Origin of the sequence: Kitasatospora sp. NPDC048545 (assembly GCF_040651155.1) — a bacterium.
Taxonomy (GTDB): Bacteria; Actinomycetota; Actinomycetes; order Streptomycetales; family Streptomycetaceae; genus Kitasatospora.
The window spans coordinates 258,460-274,526 of the sequence record NZ_JBEZIQ010000005.1 but is presented as its reverse complement, the minus strand read 5'-3'; the positions used below and the strand labels follow the sequence as shown (position 1 = coordinate 274,526).

Here is a 16,067-nt window from a genome sequence, read left to right as displayed (position 1 = left end):
GACTCCGGCCCGTACGCCACCGAGGCCATCGCGTCCAGCGAGAGCGCCGCCAACCCGCCCGGGACGCTCAACCGGTGCCGCTCCTCGCCCGCACCCGCGTCCGGCGGCTGGGGTTCGGCCGTGACGGCCGGGCTGGTGATGGCGCTGGACATCGGACGGAACCTCCGCGGTCGGTAGTTGCTCCGATCCTGCGGTCCGCGCGCCCGGCCCTCCGGTGGCCCCTACGCGTTCCTGACGCGGCGCCGAGCGGCCTTGACGGGCCCTTGACGGGCCCTCGACGCGTCCGGCGTCCGGCGTCCGGTGGGGAGAGGGGGTGGCGGGGGTGGGCGAGCCGGTTGTCCCGGCGGGCGCCGGTTGGGAAGACGATCAGCTCAGTCGAAGGACTCCCACCCCCGGCATCCCACTCTGCTGCCCGATGGGCGTAATTGCAAGCAATGTGCAATAGCCGGCCCGTCGACGCCGAGCGTCGCGACGCGGGAGAACCCTGCGAAAGAGGGGCCGGAGCGGGGGCAGGGGCGGGGCGGACTGCCGAGACCGTTCCACCACCCGTGGCCGAGGCGACTCCTCGCCGGCGGTTCGACTGAGGCCGCCCGGTGCCGCCGGCCCGGGATCCTGGTCCGCGCGTGGTCCGGAACCGCTGGTCAGGACCCGGTCCGGAACCGCTGGTCAGGACTGGGATTCGGGCGAAACGAGGTGAGACAAACCACGTAAAACGGCCATCCGGCGTGACCGGTGTTCGAGCGCAACGAAACGGCCCCTGACCTGCGTTTCCGCAGATCAGGGGCCGTTCTCTATCCTGTGGCTGGTGTAGGGTTCGAACCTACGTAGGCTATGCCGACAGATTTACAGTCTGCTCCCTTTGGCCGCTCGGGCAACCAGCCAGGATGTTCGTCTTCCGGGGTGTTCGCCCCGTTCGACGTGGTAAACCATACCCGATGCCGGGGGGTGCTCCGCCACTCGATAGACCACGAAATGATCAAGGAACGGCACGCGGTTGCCGCGGGCGAGGGCAGGGCGGCGCTGGATAGGCTGGGGCGGCGGACGCCCGGTGGGGCGGGCCGTGCCAGTGAAGCCAGAGCATCAAGGAGACCAACACCCATGGCCGACTCCAGTTTCGACATCGTCTCGAAGGTCGAGTGGCAGGAGGTCGACAACGCGATCAACCAGACCTCCCGCGAGATCGCGACGCGCTTCGACTTCAAGGGCGTGGGCGGCGAGATCAGCCGCTCCGGCGAGAAGATCGAGATGAAGGCCAACGGCGAGGAGCGCGTGCGCGCCATCCTCGACGTGCTGCAGACGAAGTTCGTCAAGCGCGGCCTGTCGCTGAAGGCTCTGGACGCCGCGGAGCCGCAGCTCTCCGGCAAGGAGTACAAGATCTTCGCGAACATCAAGGAGGGCATCACCACGGAGGACGCGAAGAAGGTCGCGAAGATCATCCGTGACGAGGGCCCGAAGGGCGTCAAGGCCCAGGTCCAGGGCGACGAGCTGCGCGTCAGCTCGAAGAGCCGCGACGACCTCCAGGCCGTCCAGGCCCTGCTCAAGGGCAAGGACCTGGACTTCGCGATCCAGTACGTGAACTACCGCTGACCGCGGACCACGACTGACCTCGGCCCCCGCAGGCCCACGGCCTGCGGGACCGACGGCACGGCCCCGCTCCCCGGTTCGGGAGCGGGGCCGCCCGCATCACGGGGGCCGGTACGCAGCCCCCGGCCGCTCGGCCGTCGGCTCAGTCGACACCGACCCGGTCCGTCCCGGCCCAGCTGCCGGTGCTGCGGTGCGCGCCCAGGCCGACCGAGTCGAACTCGTCCGAGCGCCCCTCCTCGGTGCGCGCGCCGATCCGCCGCAGGGCCCGGGAGATCGGGGCGCCCTCCGGCGGCACGGGCTCGAACTCACCGACGGCGAGCGGGCCGAGGACGACCCGGCCGTCCTCCCAGACCACGGCGCGCTGCATGCCGCTGCCGCCGTAGTACTCGGCCTCGACGCAGGCGAGCGGGCCGGCCTTCGACCAGGCGGCCAGCCGGAGTTCGAAACCGTCGGAGTACCAGCTGAACCCGGAGCCGCCACCGGGCTTCCGCACGCTGCCGTCGCCCTGGAGCGCGGCGAGGACGCCGGAGGTGACCGGAATCAGCGCCAGCCCCTGCGCCAGCGGCACCACCCGGGCCGCCGGAACCTCCGCCGCCGCCACCCGCAGCAGCTCCAATGTTCCTATCAGCGCTTGGAGTTCGTAGGACATGCCGGACATGGTGTCTCACCGCACCGACAGTCGGCCCGGAATTTATGATTCCGTGCCCGGTCGGAGACCGTAGAGCAGACTGAGCACCGTCAAGAGGCGCCCCGACCCGTACGCCCCGGGGCCGCGGCCGGTCACCCACTCGGGTGCGTGCCGCATGCGGCGGCCCCGGTCCCCGGGTGGACTGACCGGGTACGGCCTGCACCGGGACCCCTCTCCCGGTCCCCCGCGCCGACCGGCAGCCCGCCACCGGGCGGCGCCGGCCACGGCCGATCGCCACCGACCGCAGTCGACCGGGACCGTACCGGAGGAGGACCGCATGAGTTCCACGCACGCGCCCCCACCCGGCCGGGGCACCCCGGCCGTGGCCGCGGCGGGCCCGGTGCCGGTGATCTCCGTCCTGGCCGCGTCGGCGACCGGCTGGGTGGTGCCGTTCGACCGGCCGGTCCTGAGCGTGATCGCCACCGTCGCCACCCTGCTGTTCGTGCTGGTGCCGCTCGTCTCCGGCGCGCCCCGGATCCTCCCGGCGACCACCACGCGGGTCCGCCCCGTCGTCCACCGGCCGGACCACCCGCACGACCACCGGGCCCCGGCACCGGTGCCGATCCGCGCCCCCGGACCGCCCGTCCCGCGCCTCCTCCTGCGGCGGCGCCGGCCGGGTCGGTGCCCACCGGACGCAGGGCCGGCGGACCGTCGGCACGGACCCGAGGGGCGCCCGGCGTAGTCACCCGCCCGCCGACGGGACCGTCCGCAGCCGACCCAGGGAGCCACCGCATGACCGACGAACTCGACGGCTTGATAGCCGGGTTGATGCCCCGCGCGCGGGCCGACCTGGCCGAGCTGGTGGCCATCCCGTCCGTCGCCGACCCCCGGCAGTACCCGCCCGAGCACTGCCTGCGCGCCGCCGCGTGGGTCGCCGCCGCCTTCGCCGAGACCGGCCTGCGCGACGTCCACCTGGAGGAGACCCCGGACGGCAGCCACGCCGTGATCGGTCACCGTCCGCCGCCGCCCGGCGCCCCGACCGTGCTGCTCTACGCCCACTACGACGTCCAGCCCCCGCTGGACGAAGCCGCCTGGCACTCCCCGCCGTTCGAACTCACCGAGCGCGACGGCCGCTGGTACGGACGCGGCGCCGCCGACTGCAAGGGCAACATCGTCATGCACCTCACCGCGCTGCGCGCGCTCGGCGAGGACGTGCCGGTCGGCCTCAAACTGCTCGTCGAGGGCTCCGAGGAGCAGGGCACCGGCGGCCTGGAACGCTACCTGCCCCCGCACGCCGGGGAGTTGCACGCGGATGCCCTGCTGATCTGCGACACCGGCAACGTCGCCGTCGGCGTCCCGACCGCCACCACCTCGCTGCGCGGCCTCGCCGACGTCGTGGTCACCGTCTCCACCCTGGCCGGCGACCTGCACTCCGGCATGTTCGGCGGCCCCGCCCCGGACGCCCTCGCCGCGCTGATCCGGATCCTGGACTCGTTGCGCGACGCGGACGGCGGCACCCGGATCGACGGCCTGGACGACGACGGCGGCTGGAGCGGCGCCGGCTACGACGAGGACTCCTTCCGCGCCGACGCCGGCGTCCTGGACGGAGTCCGGCTGACCGGCTCCGGCAGCGTGGCGGACCGGCTGTGGGCCCGCCCCGCCGTCACCGTGCTCGGCATCGACTGCCCGCCCGTGGTCGGCTCGGCCGCTGCCGTCCCGGCCGCCGCCCGGGCCCGGGTCAGCCTGCGGGTGCCGCCCGGCACCGACGCCCGGGCCGCCCAGGACGCGCTGGTCGCGCACCTGCTGGCCGCCGCCCCCTGGGGCGTACGGGTGGACGTCGAACGGGAGGGCACCGGTGCGGCGTTCCGGGCCGACACCGGCGGGCCCGCGTACACCGCGCTCGACCGGGCGATGCGGGAGGTCTACGGCACGCCGATGACCTTCCTCGGCCAGGGCGGCTCGATCCCGCTCTGCCCCGTCCTGGCCGCCGCCTACCCCGACGCGGAGATCGTCCTGATGGGCGTCGAGGAGCCCCGCTGCCTGATCCACGCACCGAACGAGAGCGTCGATCCGGACGAGATCGCCCGCATGGCGCGGGTCGAGGCGTCGTTCCTGCGGCACTTCGCGAACGCGGGGAGGCGCTGAGGGAATCCGAGGAGTACGAGTCCCAGCAGAGCCCGTCCGCCCCAGAGGAGGAAGCGCCGTGCCACGACCGTTCACCGTCGAGGACTACACCGCCCGGATGGCCCGGGCCGCCGCCGAGGCGACCGCCGCCGGGCTGGCCGGCCTGGTCATCGCCCCCGGCCCCGACCTGGCCTACCTGTGCGGCTACACGCCCACCGCGATCACCGAACGGCTGACCGCCCTCGTCCTCACCGCCGGGCGCGAACCCGCCCTGGTGGTACCCAGGTTGGAGCGCCCGGACGCCGCGAAGGCGGTCGGCGCCGGAGCCGTCCGGATGCTCGACTGGTCCGACGGCGAGGACCCGTTCGCCACCGCCGGCCCGCTGCTCGACCCGGCCGGACGCTATGGCGTCTCCGACAACGCCTGGGCGATGCACCTGCTCGGCTTCCAGACCGCGCTGCCCGGCGCCTCGTTCACCTCGCTCACCGAGACCCTGCCGATGCTGCGCGCGGTCAAGGACACCGAGGAACTGGACCGCCTGGCGGCGGCCGGCGGAGCCGCGGACGCCGCCTACCGCAGGATCCTGGAGGTCGTTTTCGCCGGCCGCCGGGAGACCGACGTGGCGGCCGACCTGGGCGCGCTGCTCATCCAGTACGGACACAGCCAGGTCGACTTCACCGTGGTCGGCTCCGGCCCCAACGGCGCCGACCCGCACCACGAGGCCGGTGACCGGGTCATCCGACCGGGTGACACCGTGGTGCTGGACTTCGGCGGCCTCAAGGACGGCTACGGCTCCGACACCACCCGGACAGTGCACGTCGGCCCGGACGTCCCCGCCGAGGTGCGAACGGTGCACGACCTGGTCCGGCTCGCCCAGCAGACCGCCTTCGAGGCGGTCCGCCCCGGGGTGAGCTGCCAGGAGATCGACCGGATCGCCCGCCGGGTGATCACCGAGGGCGGCTACGGCGAGTACTTCATCCACCGCACCGGCCACGGCATCGGCACCACCACGCACGAACCGCCGTACCTGGTGGAGGGCGAGGAGCGGCCGCTGGTGCCCGGGATGTGCTTCTCGATCGAGCCCGGGATCTACCTGCCCGGCCGGTTCGGGGTGCGGATCGAGGACATCGTCACCGTCACCCCGACCGGCGGCCGCCGTTTCAACAACACCCCGCACGAACTGGGCATCGTCGTGTGAGCTCGACGCCCGGAACGACGCCGACCGGATCCCGCGTTCTTACGGTCCGGTCATACTCCACCCAGAGTCCTCCAAGTTTGGGTTGCTAGTTTCAGTGCGCATGACCAAGACCCTCCGCCCGGCCCCGCCCCCCGTGCGGGCCGAACAGCCGCGCCCGGTGCCTCCACCCCGCCCCCGCGTGACGGGCTGGTCGAGACTCCGTTTCCTGGCGTGGCCGCTCTACCTGACCGGCCTCGTCCGGTTCCTGAGCGTCGAGGGCATCCCGGCCGCCAACGACGTGCTGTTCCTCTGGCTGATCGGTGCCCTGCTCACCGCCGCCGCCCACAGCGGGCACGGCCGCCGCGGCTTCCTCCTGGTGCTGCGCGACTGGGTGCCGGTGATGGCCGTGGTGTGGGCGTACTCGCTGCTGCGCGGCTACGGCGCGCACACCCCGTGGGCCCCGCACTGGCTGCCGCAGCTGCGCTTCGACGAGGTGCTCGGCTTCGGCGAGACCTGGACCGTCCGGCTCCAGTACGCCCTCTACACCCCGGGCTCGCCGCACTGGTACGACTACGCGGCGGTGGGCGTCTACCTCTCGCACTTCTTCGTGGTCTTCCTCCTGCTCGCCGTGCTCTGGCGACGCGCCCACCACCGGTTCCGACAGCTGCTCGCCTGCTACCTGACGCTCACCTTCGCGGGCTTCGCCACCTACCTGCTCTACCCGGCCGACCCGCCGTGGCTGGTCGCCCAGGAGGGCAACCTGCCGCACCTGTCCCGGGTGGTCTGGGAGGTCATCTCGGCCAGCGGGCTGCCGCAGGCCGACTCGCTGCTGGAGAACGGCAGCCAGTTCGCCAACGACGTCGCCGCGATGCCCTCGCTGCACTCCGCCTACCCGGCGATGCTGCTGTTCTTCTTCTGGCCGACCGCCCGGCCCTGGCTGCGGGCGGTCCTGGTCGCCTATCCGCTCGCGATGACGTTCACCCTGGTCTACGGCGCGGAGCACTTCATCATCGACGTCTTCGTCGGCTGGGCGTACGCGGCCGTGGTGGTCTTCGGCCTGCGGTGGCTGCGCGGCCGGCGCACGGCGGCAGCACTGGGCACGGCAGACTTGGCCGGGTGAAGCCTCACCCGCCGACGAAGCCGACCACACCCACGCAGCCGCACACACCGGTGAAGCCGGCCGGACCGGTGAAGCCGACCGCACCCACGCAGCCGGCCGGACCGGTGAAGCCGACCGCCGAACAGTTGCTGGCCGCCAAGGACACCACCATCCCGGACGTCGCCGGGCCCGGACTGCGGGTGCTGTTCTGCGGCATCAACCCGGGCCTGTGGTCCGGCGCCACCGGTCACCACTTCGCCCGGCCCGGCAACCGCTTCTGGCCCGCCCTGCACCGCTCCGGCTTCACCGGGCGCCAGTACCGCCCGGACGAGCAGGAGCAACTGCTCGCGCTCGGCCTGGGCATCACCAACGTCGCCCCGCGCACCACCGCCAAGGCGGACGAACTGACCGCCGAGGAACTGCGCGAGGGCGGCGCCGCGCTCCGCGCCCGGGTGCTGCGGCTGCGTCCCCGGGTCCTGGCGGTGCTCGGCATCGGCGCCTACCGGACGGCCTTCGGGCAGCGGCGGGCCGCGATCGGGCGCCAGCCGGAGCGCATCGGTGACACCGAGGTGTGGGTGCTGCCCAACCCCAGCGGCCTCAACGCGCACTACACGCTGGACGCGCTGGCCGGGGAGTTCCGCACGCTGCGGGAGGCCGTCGGGAACGGGCCCGCCGCCGGTGACGGGCCCGCCGCCGACGGTGGCGGCGGCGGTGGCGGTGGCGGTGGCGGTGACGGTGGCGGTGACGGTGACGGTGGCGGTGACGAGCCCGTCGACGGCTGAGCCGTCGCGGCCGGCTCGGGCGCGGTGACGTACCCGACGGAACGGCCGGGCGGGCACGCCGCGAGGTCACCCCGGCAGCACGGCCAGGTCGAGGGCGGCGAGCCGGGCCGGGTCGGCGACCACCTCGTAGCCGCTCACCCGGCCGTCCGCGACCGCCACCCGCAGCACCAGCCACAACCGCCCGCCCGGGGCGATCAGGATGCCGGGCACCCCGTCCACCAGGGCCACCGCGCCGTGGCGGGCCCGGCGGCCGAGGACCGCGGTCTCCCGGGCGACCGTCGCCGCGCCGCGGGCCACCGGGGACCGGCCGGGCGGCAGCGCGGCCGGGTCGGCCCGGCGCACCACGTCCGGGGCCAGGACGGCCAGCAGCCCGGCCAGGTCCCCGTCCCGGGCGGCGGCCAGGAAGGCCTCCACCACCCGCCGGTGCCCGGCCAGCGGCTCCGGTGGCAGCGCGGCCGTGCCCCGCACCCGCTGCCGGGCCCGGCTGGCCAGCTTCTTGGCGGCCACCGGGGACCGCCCGACGATCGGCGCGATCTGCTCGAAGGGCACCGCGAAGCCGTCGTGCAGCACGAAGGCGACCCGCTCGGCCGGGCCCAGCCGGTCCAGCACCACGAGCAGCGCCCGGCCCACCGACTCGACCAGCAGCGCCTCCCGCTCCGGGTCGGCGCCGGCGCCCGCCGCGTCCGGCAGTGCGTCGCCGGTCGCCTCCTCTCGGCGCGCGGCGCGGGCCCGCAGCAGGTCCAGGCAGATCCGGGAGACCACGGTGGTCAGCCAGCCGGGCAGGTTGTCGATCTCGGCCGGGTCGGTCCGGACCAGGCGCAGCCAGGCCTCCTGCACGGCGTCCTCGGCCTCGCCGGTCGACCCGAGCATCCGCTGGGCGACCGCCCGCAGCCGCCCGCGCTCGGCCTCGAAGCGCACCGCCGTCCGCTCGGCCGTCACCTCCCCTCCGGCCGGCACGCCGTCGGCTGTCATCCCGTCGGCTGTCGTCCCGTCGTGCGTCGTCCCGTCGGCTGTCGTCCCGTCGTGCGTCGTCCCGTCGGCTGTCGTCCCGTCGTGCGTCGTCCCGTCGGCTGTCGTCCCGTCGTGCGTCGCCCTGCCGGCCGACGCCCCCGAAATCCCGTCCCGGTCCATCGGTCACCTTTCCTCGGCCCGGCTCGTCACCGCTATGACGATCCGTCCTCCTCCGAGGTGACCGGGAGACCGCCATGACCTCCGCCACGCTGCTCCACCTGGACTCCAGCATCAGCCCGGCCGGCTCCGTCAGCCGCGCCCTGACCGACCGCTTCGCCACCGCCTGGCGCGCCCGGCACGGCCGCACCGCCCGGTACCGGTACCGCGACCTCTCCGCCGATCCGGTCCCGGCGGTGCGCGCCGCCTACGACGCCCTCGGCCGTCGGGCCGAGCGCAAGGGCCCGCTCCCGCTGCAGGACGTCGCGACGCTCGCCGACGGCCCGGACGAGACCCGCGAGTGGGCGCTGAGCCGTCCGCTGATCGACGAACTGCGGACCGCCGACACCCTGCTGCTCGGCAGCCCGATGTACAACTTCACCGTCTCCACCGGCCTCAAGGCCTGGATCGACAGGGTCTCGTTCCCCGGCGCCTACCTCGACCCGGACACCGGCGAGCGGCTGCTGCGCGACACCCGCGTGGTGGTCGTCGCCGTCCGCGGCGGCGGCTACGGGCCGGGCACCCCGCGCGAGCACCTCGACTTCCAGCTCCCTTACCTGCGGGCGTACTTCGGCAACCTCGGGATCGCGGCGGAGCACCTGCACGTCGTCACCGCCGAACTCACCCGGGCTGCGGACGTCCCCGCGCTGAACGGGCTGGAGCCGCTCGCCGCCGAGTCGCTGGCGGCGGCCGGCACCGCCGTCGACGAACTGGCCGCCCTGCTCTGAGCCGCGCCCGGTGCGCCGGGCCGCACCGCCGTCCGGCGCTACAGCGGGGTGACAGCCTTCAGCACCACCAGCAGGGCCACGGCCGCGTTGAGCGCGCACAGCGCCGACGCCGCCGTACCGACTGCGGCGACCATCGCCGCCAGGCCCGCCGGGGTCTTGGCCGGCGGCCAGTTGCGGGAGGTCGGCACCGGGCCGAGCAGCGCGGCGACCCGGCGCGGCACCGGGCCGGCCGCCGCGGTCGGCGCGGCGAAGGCCGCGAAGCCGGGCGTCGGGGCGGCGTGCGAGACCAGGGCTGCCCGGGCCACCGCCCGCGCGGTGATCCGGCGGTCCCCCACGGCCTGCGCCGAGTCCTCGTCCGCCCAGCGTTCCGCGCTGTACGCCACCGCGTACTGCAGCGGCCTCAGGAAGGGGTTGACGCAGGCGGCGAGCTGGGTGGTCAGCAGGTACCGGTGGTGACGGTGGCGCAGGTGCGCCCGCTCGTGCGCGAGCAGCGCCTCCCGCTCGTCCGCCGCCAGGCCGTCGAGCATCCCGGTGGAGACCACCACCCGGCCGGGCGAGCCCGGCAGCGCGTAGGCGTACGGGCTGCGGTCCGGCAGCACCGCGAGGTCACCGGACGACCCGGTGCCGGACGGCAGCCCGGTAAGCGCCCGGCGGGCCCGGGCGCGCACCCGCAGGTGTCGCACGACCGTGCGCGCGCAAGCGAAGCCCACCAGTGCCAGCAGCCACATCGCAGCCGTCCCGACCGTCTCGTGGTACGGCAGCGCGGCCCGCACCTCCGGGTCGGACCAGCTGTCCGGCAGCGGGTTGCCGGGGATCTGCGCGGTGCCCACCACGCCGATCAGCCCGAGGCAGAGCACGCTGCAGACCGCCATCACCGCGCTGATCGCGGTCATCAGCCGGGCCGCACCGCGCGGGTGCAGGTGCTGCTCGGTCAGGCGTGCGATCGGAACCGCGGTGAGCGGGAGGACGAGCGGGAGGAAGACGAAGAAGCCCACGGGTCAGCTCTTGTGGTCGGTCGCTGCCGGATCGGCGGACGCGGCGTCGAGCAGGGCCCGCAGCAGCTCCTCGTCGTGCGGCAGCAGCGCGGTGACGAAGCTGGCCAGGACCGCGTCCCGGTCCGCCTCCCCGTCGAGCATCCGGCGCATCCGCAGCGCCGCCAGCCCGGCGGCGTCGGAGGAGGCCTGCCACAGGTAGGAGCGGCCGGAGCGAGAGCGGGAGACGGCGTTCTTGGCGTGCAGCCGGGACAGGATGGTCATCACCGTGGTGTAGGCCAGGTCGCCCTCCAGGCGTTCCTGGACCCATCCTGCGGCGGCCGGGCCGGGCGCCTGCTGGAGCACCGCCAGCACCTGCGCCTCCAGCTCGCCCTGGCCGCGTCGCCGGGCCGGCGCGTCCCCGGCCGCCGGGGCGTGCCTCTCGTCTGCCATGACGGCCCACTCCCTCCGGATGCCGCGCCCGGACCGACGGGCACGGCATCATCCTAACGAGCGGGGGCCGGGACCGGACCGGTCAGCGCAGGGCTTCCGGAACGCACGGCCGACGGCTCCCGGCGGCTCCCGGCGAGGGCCCGACGGGTCCCGCGCCCGTTCCCGGTCGGGCCCTCGCCAGGGCCCGGGTGCAGGTCTCCGGTCAGGTCCGGGCCCGCTGGGTCACCGCGATGCAGACCAGCACGACCACCGCCGTGACCGGCGCGGCGGCCGGCAGTTCCTCGCCGAGCAGCAGCACCGACCAGACCAGCGTCAGCAGCGGCTGCCCCAGCTGCAGCTGGCTGGCCCTCGGCACTCCGATCGCGGCCATCCCCCGGTACCAGAGCACGAACCCGCCGAACTGCGACACCGCCGCGACGTACGCCAGTCCGACCAGCGCCTTCGGCCCGACCCGCAGCGGCTCGGTGGCGAGCCCGAACGCCGAGGTCAGCAGCATCACGGGCAGCGCGACCAGCACCGCCCAGGCGATCACCTGCGCGCCCGGGAGGTCCCGCGAGAGCCGTCCGCCCTCCGCGTACCCGGCCGCGCAGACCAGCAGCCCGACGAACAGGTAGAGGTCGGCGACGCTCGGCCGGCCGTGGCTCTGCAGCAGGGTGAAGGCCAGGACGGCCGCCGCCCCCGCCAGTGCCGCCGTCCAGAACGCCCGGGACGGCCGGCGGCCGGTGCGCAGCGCCGCAGCCACCGCGGTGGCCAGTGGCAGGACTCCGATCACCACCGCCGAGTGGGCGGTCGAGGAGGTCCGCAGGGCGAGCGTGGTCAGCAGCGGGAAGCCGAGGACGCAGCCGCCCGACACCACGAGCAGGGCGGGCCAGTGCCGCCGTTGCGGCAACCGGGCGCCGACGGCCAGCAGGTAGAGCGCGGCCAGGGCCCCGGCCAGGACGCCGCGCAGCCCGGTGGTGGTCCACGGGCCGAAGCCGCTCAGGGACCACGCGGTGGCCGGGAAGCTCAACGAGAAGGAGGCCACCCCGAGGGCGGCGAGGGTGGTGCCGGAAGCCGCGCCGCGCTTCGGCGCTATCGCCAGGAGGGGGGTAGCGCTACCTTGTGTCGTCATGAACGAGCGTAGCAGTGTCACCGAACTCGCCGACATCCTTCGACTGGAGGTGGAGCGCTACCCGGAGGGACGGAAGCTGCCTGCCAGCCGGACCCTGACGGAACGCCACCAGGTCAGCCCGGTGACGGTCTCCCGGGCCATCGCGGTGCTCGTCGCCGAGGGACTGGTGGTCTCCCGGCCCGGCGCCGGGGTCTTCCGGGCCGCGGCCTTCGCCGCCGCCCCGACCGCCCCCGCCGCGCCACCCGGCCGCACCGGCGACCTCTCCTGGCAGGAGGTCGCGCTCAGCGCCGAATCCGGCCCGCGCGACCTGGTCGCCGCCCCGGTGTTCGCCACCCTCCGGGTGCCGCCGCCCGACGTCGTCGACCTCAACAGCGGCTACCCGCACGCCACCCTGCTGCCCGAACGCCTGCTCGCCGCCGCCCTCGCCCGGGCCGGCCGGCGCCCCGGTGCCTGGGACCGCCCGCCCGTCGACGGCCTCACCGAACTGCGCGGCTGGTTCGCCCGCGCCATCGGCGGCCACGGCGGGCCGATCGGCGCCGGGGACGTGCTGATCACCTCCGGCGGGCAGGGCGGGCTCACCGTCGCCATGCGCTCGCTGGCCGCGCCCGGCTCGCCGGTCCTGGTGGAGTCGCCGACGTACCCGGGCACCCTGGCGGTCGTCCGGGCCGCCGGACTGCGGCCCGTCCCCGTCCCGATCGACGCGGACGGCGTCCGCACCGACCTGCTCGCGGACGCCTTCGCGGCCACCCGCGCCCGGGTCTTCGTCTGCCAGCCGCTGTTCCAGAACCCCACCGGCGCGGTGCTCTCACCCCGGCGGCGGACGGAGGTCCTGCGGATCGCCCGCGCGGCCGGGGCGTTCGTGATCGAGGACGACTTCGCCAGGCTGCTGGTCCACACCGACGCGCCCGCGCTGCCGCGCCCGCTCGCCGCCGACGACCCGGACGGGGTCGTGGTGCACCTGCGCTCGCTCACCAAGGCCGCCTCCCCCAATCTGCGCGTCGGCGCCCTCACCGCCCGCGGCCCGGCCCTGGCCCGACTGCGGGCCACCCAGGTGGTCGACAGCTTCTTCGTGCCCCGGCCGCTCCAGGAGGCGACGCTGGAACTGGTCGCCGACCCCGCCTGGGCCCGCCACCTGCGCACCCTCGCCGCCGAACTGCGCGACCGCCGCACCGCCGCCGTCGCCGCCCTGCACCGCGAGCTGCCCGGACTCCTCACCATCCACCGCCCCGGCGGCTACCACCTGTGGCTGCGCCTCCCGAACGGCACCGACGACGGCGCGCTCGCCGCCGCCGCCCTGCGCCACGGCGTCCAGATCATCCCCGGGCGCCCCTACCACCCCGCCGAACCCCCCGCCCCGCACGTGCGCCTCAGCTACGCCGCCGCCGAGAGCCCGGCCCAGGTCGCCGAGGGCATCCACCGCCTCCGCCTGGCGTACGAGGAGACGACGGGCTGAGCGGGCGACCGTGGGCGGACCCGGACGCCCGTGGGCGGCCGCGGACGGACGCGGGCGGCCCCGGACGGACGTCGAGGTCGGCCCGCGGCCCGCGGCCCGGCGGAACCGCTACCGCCGGTACCCCGCCATCCGCTCCAGCCGGGCGATGCGCTCGGCCATCGGGGGATGGGTGGAGAACAGCCTGGCGCCGGCCTCGCCCGGGCGGAAGGGGCTGGCGATCATCATGTGGCTCGCCGTCTGGAGCTGCGGCTCCGGCGGGAGGGGGAGCCGGCGGGTGCCGGCGTCGAGCTTGCGGAGGGCGCCGGCGAGGGCGAGCGGGTCGCCGGTGATCCGGGCGCCGTCGGCGTCGGCCTGGTACTCGCGGGAGCGGCTGACCGCCAGCTGGATCAGTCCGGCCGCGAGCGGTCCGAGGATCATGATGGCGAGCATCCCGAACAGCCCCGGTCCGTCGTCGTCCTCGTCGCGGCCGAACGGGATCAGCCAGGCGAAGTTCACCAGGAACATCACGACCGAGGCGAGCGCCCCGGCGACCGATGAGATCAGGATGTCCCGGTTGTAGACGTGGCTCAGCTCGTGCCCGAGCACGCCCCGCAGCTCGCGTTCGTCCAGGATCCGCAGGATGCCCTCGGTGCAGCAGACCGCCGCGTTGCGTGGGTTGCGGCCGGTGGCGAAGGCGTTCGGCGCGGGGGTCGGGGAGATGTAGAGGCGCGGCATCGGTTGGCGGGCGGCGGTGGAGAGTTCGCGCACCATCCGATACAGCTGGGGCGCCTCGAACTCGCTGACCGGGCGGGCCCGCATGGCCCGCAGCGCGAGCCTGTCGCTGTTCCAGTACGCGTAGGCGTTGGTCCCGAGGGCGATCAGCAGGGCGATCACGAAGCCGGTGCGACCGAAGAAGCTTCCGATCACCAGGATCAGCGCCGAGAGGCCGCCGAGCAGGACGGCGGTCCTCAGTCCGTTGTGCCGGCGATGCACGTCAGGCCCTCCAGTGATGCGGTGGGGAAGCCCTTTCTGCCTCGTCCCTCTTGCCCGGTCAACGGGTGGGGCCGGGGACCTTGTTCCCTTGTGACCGACGCGACACCGCGGCGCCGGCCCACCGTGCCCGCCCGCCGCTCCGGGCCATCGAACCGAGCCACCGCGGAGGCGCGCCGCGCCTGCCCGCCTGCCCGCCGCTCGGACCCTCCGGCCCTCCGGCCGGAGGGTGCGGCTCAGAACAGCGAACCGCCCACGACCTGGAGCACCAGCTGCGGCGCGACGGAGAGGACCACCGCCACCGAGGCGGTGAGCCCGAGCGTCGCGGTCAGGCTCACCGGCAGCCTGCCCTCGGCACCGGCCGCGCGCTCCGCCGCCCGGTCCGCGGCCGGATCGAACAGCAGTGCCGTCCAGCGCAGGTAGTAGTACAGGGCGACGACCACGTTGGCGGCCATCACCACGGCCAGCCAGCCCAGCCCGGCGTCGACCGCCGCGCGGAACACCACGACCTTGCCGAACAGGCCGATGACGCCCGGCGGCAGCCCGGCCAGGCAGAGCAGGAAGAAAGCGAGTGCCAGCGCGGCCCAGCGGCGGCGGGTGAAGAGGCCTCGGAAGTCGTCCACGCTGGTCCCGGCCCGGCGGCCGACGGCCGCGACCACCCCGAAGGCGCCGAGGTTCACCACGCCGTAGATCAGCGCGTACGCGGCGGTGGCGCCCAGCTGGTCGGCCCCGGTGGGCGCGTACCCGGCGGCGGCGAGCGGCACCAGCAGGTACCCGGCCTGGCCGACCGAGGACCAGGCGAGCAGCCGCACCGCGCTGTAGCGGGTGTCGAAGCGCTGCCGCAGGGCGCCGACGTTGCCGGCGGTCATGGTGACGGCGGCCAGGACCGCGAGCACCAGGCCCCAGGTGTGGGCGTACGGCCGGAAGGCGATGGTGGTGGCGAGCGCGAGCCCGGAGAGGCCGGCCGCCTTGCCGACGACCGAGAGGTAGCCGGCCACCGGCAGCGGCGCGCCGGTGTACGTGTCGGGCACCCAGAAGTGGAAGGGGACGGCGGCGACCTTGAACGCGAAGCCGACCAGGGTCAGCACCGCGCCCGCCTCGGCCAGCGGCTTGAGCTGCCCGGGGGCGTGCTCCAGGCCCTGGGCGACGGCGCCGAGGTGCAGGCTGCCGCTCGCCGCGTAGACGAAGCCGATGCCGAGCAGCATCACGGCGGTCGCGGTGACCGAGGAGACGAAGAACTTGAGCGCGGCTTCCGCGCCCCGGCCGTCCCGGCGCAGCGCGACCAGGGCGAACGCGGGAAGCGAGGCGACCTCCAGGGCGATCACCAGGGTGGCGAGGTCGCGGGAGGCGGGCAGCAGGGCGGCGCCGGTGGCGCTGGAGAGCAGCAGGAACCAGTACTCGCCGCGGGGGAGCCTGTCCTGGTCGACGGTGTGGACCGACAGCAGCGCCGCGATCAGCGCGCCGCCGAGGGCGAGCAGCTGGAACACCAGGGCGAAGTGGTCGGCCACGTAGGAGCAGCCGCTCGCGGCGTTGCCGCCGAGGGCCGGGGTGTCAGCGCCCGCTGCTACGTTCTGCACACAGAAGGTCGCCCGGGGTGACCCACCGGTGAGGGGGAGGAGCGCGATGAGGGCGAGGGCGAGTCCGGCCGCGGTCAGGCGGCCGAGCCACTTCTTGTGCCGCTCGGGCAGGAACAGGTCCGTGACCAGCACGGCGAGGGCGGCGACGGCGGCGATCAGCGGGGGCGCGATCGCCACCCAGTCCACGGACTGGATCAGGCTGCCCGGGTTGGCTACGGCGAGGGAGGTCACAGTGTGCTGCCCC

At 74.9% G+C, this 16,067-nt stretch carries 15 protein-coding genes and 1 tRNA gene; 8 read left to right on the top strand and 8 right to left on the bottom strand.

The features are described from left to right. Positions 1-799: 799 nt before the first annotated feature. Positions 800-881 (bottom strand) — tRNA-Tyr (locus AB0D10_RS08045). 217 nt (positions 882-1,098) lie between these two features. Between AB0D10_RS08045 and AB0D10_RS08040 the strand changes: the two genes are divergently transcribed. Then, positions 1,099-1,587, top strand: a complete 489-nt coding sequence (locus tag AB0D10_RS08040; RefSeq protein ID WP_360253100.1) for a YajQ family cyclic di-GMP-binding protein — start codon at positions 1,099-1,101, stop codon at positions 1,585-1,587. A gap of 139 nt (positions 1,588-1,726) precedes the next feature. Here the strand turns inward: AB0D10_RS08040 and AB0D10_RS08035 are convergent, their stop codons facing one another. Then, complete coding sequence (locus AB0D10_RS08035; protein WP_360253098.1) at positions 1,727-2,233, bottom strand: hypothetical protein; 507 nt, start codon at positions 2,231-2,233, stop codon at positions 1,727-1,729. Between the two features lie 316 nt (positions 2,234-2,549). Here AB0D10_RS08035 and AB0D10_RS08030 point away from each other — a divergent pair, with 316 nt between their 5' ends. From AB0D10_RS08030 to mug, 5 genes are all read left to right on the top strand, one after another. After that, positions 2,550-2,954, top strand: a complete 405-nt coding sequence (locus AB0D10_RS08030) for a hypothetical protein (protein ID WP_360253096.1) — start codon at positions 2,550-2,552, stop codon at positions 2,952-2,954. A 50-nt stretch (positions 2,955-3,004) separates the two neighbouring features. After that, positions 3,005-4,357 (top strand): dipeptidase, encoded by a 1,353-nt coding sequence (locus AB0D10_RS08025; protein ID WP_360253094.1) that lies wholly within the window; start codon positions 3,005-3,007, stop codon positions 4,355-4,357. Positions 4,358-4,454: 97 nt separating this feature from the next. After that, positions 4,455-5,534, top strand: coding sequence for an aminopeptidase P family protein (locus tag AB0D10_RS08020; protein WP_360253136.1), 1,080 nt, complete (start codon positions 4,455-4,457; stop codon positions 5,532-5,534). A gap of 100 nt (positions 5,535-5,634) precedes the next feature. Continuing rightward, positions 5,635-6,633: a phosphatase PAP2 family protein gene (locus AB0D10_RS08015; protein ID WP_360253092.1), complete on the top strand. Its 999-nt coding sequence runs from the start codon at positions 5,635-5,637 to the stop codon at positions 6,631-6,633. Positions 6,634-6,737: 104 nt separating this feature from the next. After that, entirely contained in the window at positions 6,738-7,394 is a 657-nt protein-coding gene (mug, locus tag AB0D10_RS08010; RefSeq protein WP_360253134.1) for a G/U mismatch-specific DNA glycosylase, read from the top strand. A gap of 66 nt (positions 7,395-7,460) precedes the next feature. On the opposite strand, the gene AB0D10_RS08005 is transcribed toward mug, so the two are convergent. Further along, positions 7,461-8,366, bottom strand: a complete 906-nt coding sequence (locus AB0D10_RS08005) for a sigma-70 family RNA polymerase sigma factor (protein WP_360253090.1) — start codon at positions 8,364-8,366, stop codon at positions 7,461-7,463. 233 nt (positions 8,367-8,599) lie between these two features. On the opposite strand from AB0D10_RS08005, the gene AB0D10_RS08000 reads away from it, so the two are divergent. Continuing rightward, positions 8,600-9,289, top strand: coding sequence for an NAD(P)H-dependent oxidoreductase (locus AB0D10_RS08000; protein ID WP_360253088.1), 690 nt, complete (start codon positions 8,600-8,602; stop codon positions 9,287-9,289). A 38-nt stretch (positions 9,290-9,327) separates the two neighbouring features. Here AB0D10_RS08000 and AB0D10_RS07995 read toward each other — a convergent pair whose 3' ends face one another. The 3 genes from AB0D10_RS07995 to AB0D10_RS07985 form a co-directional block, all read right to left on the bottom strand. Beyond that, positions 9,328-10,284: a M48 family metalloprotease gene (locus AB0D10_RS07995; protein WP_360253086.1), complete on the bottom strand. Its 957-nt coding sequence runs from the start codon at positions 10,282-10,284 to the stop codon at positions 9,328-9,330. A gap of 3 nt (positions 10,285-10,287) precedes the next feature. After that, entirely contained in the window at positions 10,288-10,713 is a 426-nt protein-coding gene (locus tag AB0D10_RS07990; RefSeq protein ID WP_360253084.1) for a BlaI/MecI/CopY family transcriptional regulator, read from the bottom strand. A 202-nt stretch (positions 10,714-10,915) separates the two neighbouring features. Continuing rightward, positions 10,916-11,824: a DMT family transporter gene (locus tag AB0D10_RS07985; RefSeq protein ID WP_360253082.1), complete on the bottom strand. Its 909-nt coding sequence runs from the start codon at positions 11,822-11,824 to the stop codon at positions 10,916-10,918. Here AB0D10_RS07985 and AB0D10_RS07980 point away from each other — a divergent pair. After that, a complete protein-coding gene (locus AB0D10_RS07980; RefSeq protein WP_360253080.1) occupies positions 11,823-13,277 on the top strand; it encodes a PLP-dependent aminotransferase family protein in 1,455 nt (484 codons plus the stop codon). The two genes, AB0D10_RS07985 and AB0D10_RS07980, sit on opposite strands and share 2 nt — an antisense overlap. 108 nt (positions 13,278-13,385) lie before the next feature. On the opposite strand, the gene htpX is transcribed toward AB0D10_RS07980, so the two are convergent. Further along, positions 13,386-14,249 carry a zinc metalloprotease HtpX gene (gene htpX, locus AB0D10_RS07975; protein ID WP_360253078.1) on the bottom strand — a complete coding sequence of 288 codons (864 nt, stop codon included), beginning with the start codon at positions 14,247-14,249 and terminating at the stop codon, positions 13,386-13,388. 233 nt (positions 14,250-14,482) lie between these two features. Then, the gene (locus AB0D10_RS07970) at positions 14,483-16,054 is read right to left on the bottom strand and encodes an NADH-quinone oxidoreductase subunit N (RefSeq protein WP_360253076.1); all 1,572 of its coding nucleotides are present in this window, start codon (positions 16,052-16,054) and stop codon (positions 14,483-14,485) included. Positions 16,055-16,067: the final 13 nt, after the last annotated feature.

Excerpts from the sequence above, each read along its gene's own strand:
- AB0D10_RS08000 (WP_360253088.1), top strand. The coding sequence starts at position 8,600 with ATGACCTCCGCCACGCTGCTCCACCTGGACTCCAGCATCAGCCCGGCC.
- AB0D10_RS08035 (WP_360253098.1), bottom strand. The coding sequence starts at position 2,233 with ATGTCCTACGAACTCCAAGCGCTGATAGGAACATTGGAGCTGCTGCGG.
- AB0D10_RS08025 (WP_360253094.1), top strand. The coding sequence starts at position 3,005 with ATGACCGACGAACTCGACGGCTTGATAGCCGGGTTGATGCCCCGCGCG.
- AB0D10_RS08005 (WP_360253090.1), bottom strand. The coding sequence starts at position 8,366 with ATGACAGCCGACGGCGTGCCGGCCGGAGGGGAGGTGACGGCCGAGCGG.
- AB0D10_RS07980 (WP_360253080.1), top strand. The coding sequence starts at position 11,823 with ATGAACGAGCGTAGCAGTGTCACCGAACTCGCCGACATCCTTCGACTG.
- AB0D10_RS07990 (WP_360253084.1), bottom strand. The coding sequence starts at position 10,713 with ATGGCAGACGAGAGGCACGCCCCGGCGGCCGGGGACGCGCCGGCCCGG.
- AB0D10_RS08030 (WP_360253096.1), top strand. The coding sequence starts at position 2,550 with ATGAGTTCCACGCACGCGCCCCCACCCGGCCGGGGCACCCCGGCCGTG.
- AB0D10_RS08040 (WP_360253100.1), top strand. The coding sequence starts at position 1,099 with ATGGCCGACTCCAGTTTCGACATCGTCTCGAAGGTCGAGTGGCAGGAG.
- AB0D10_RS07985 (WP_360253082.1), bottom strand. The coding sequence starts at position 11,824 with ATGACGACACAAGGTAGCGCTACCCCCCTCCTGGCGATAGCGCCGAAG.
- AB0D10_RS08020 (WP_360253136.1), top strand. The coding sequence starts at position 4,455 with ATGGCCCGGGCCGCCGCCGAGGCGACCGCCGCCGGGCTGGCCGGCCTG.
- AB0D10_RS08015 (WP_360253092.1), top strand. The coding sequence starts at position 5,635 with ATGACCAAGACCCTCCGCCCGGCCCCGCCCCCCGTGCGGGCCGAACAG.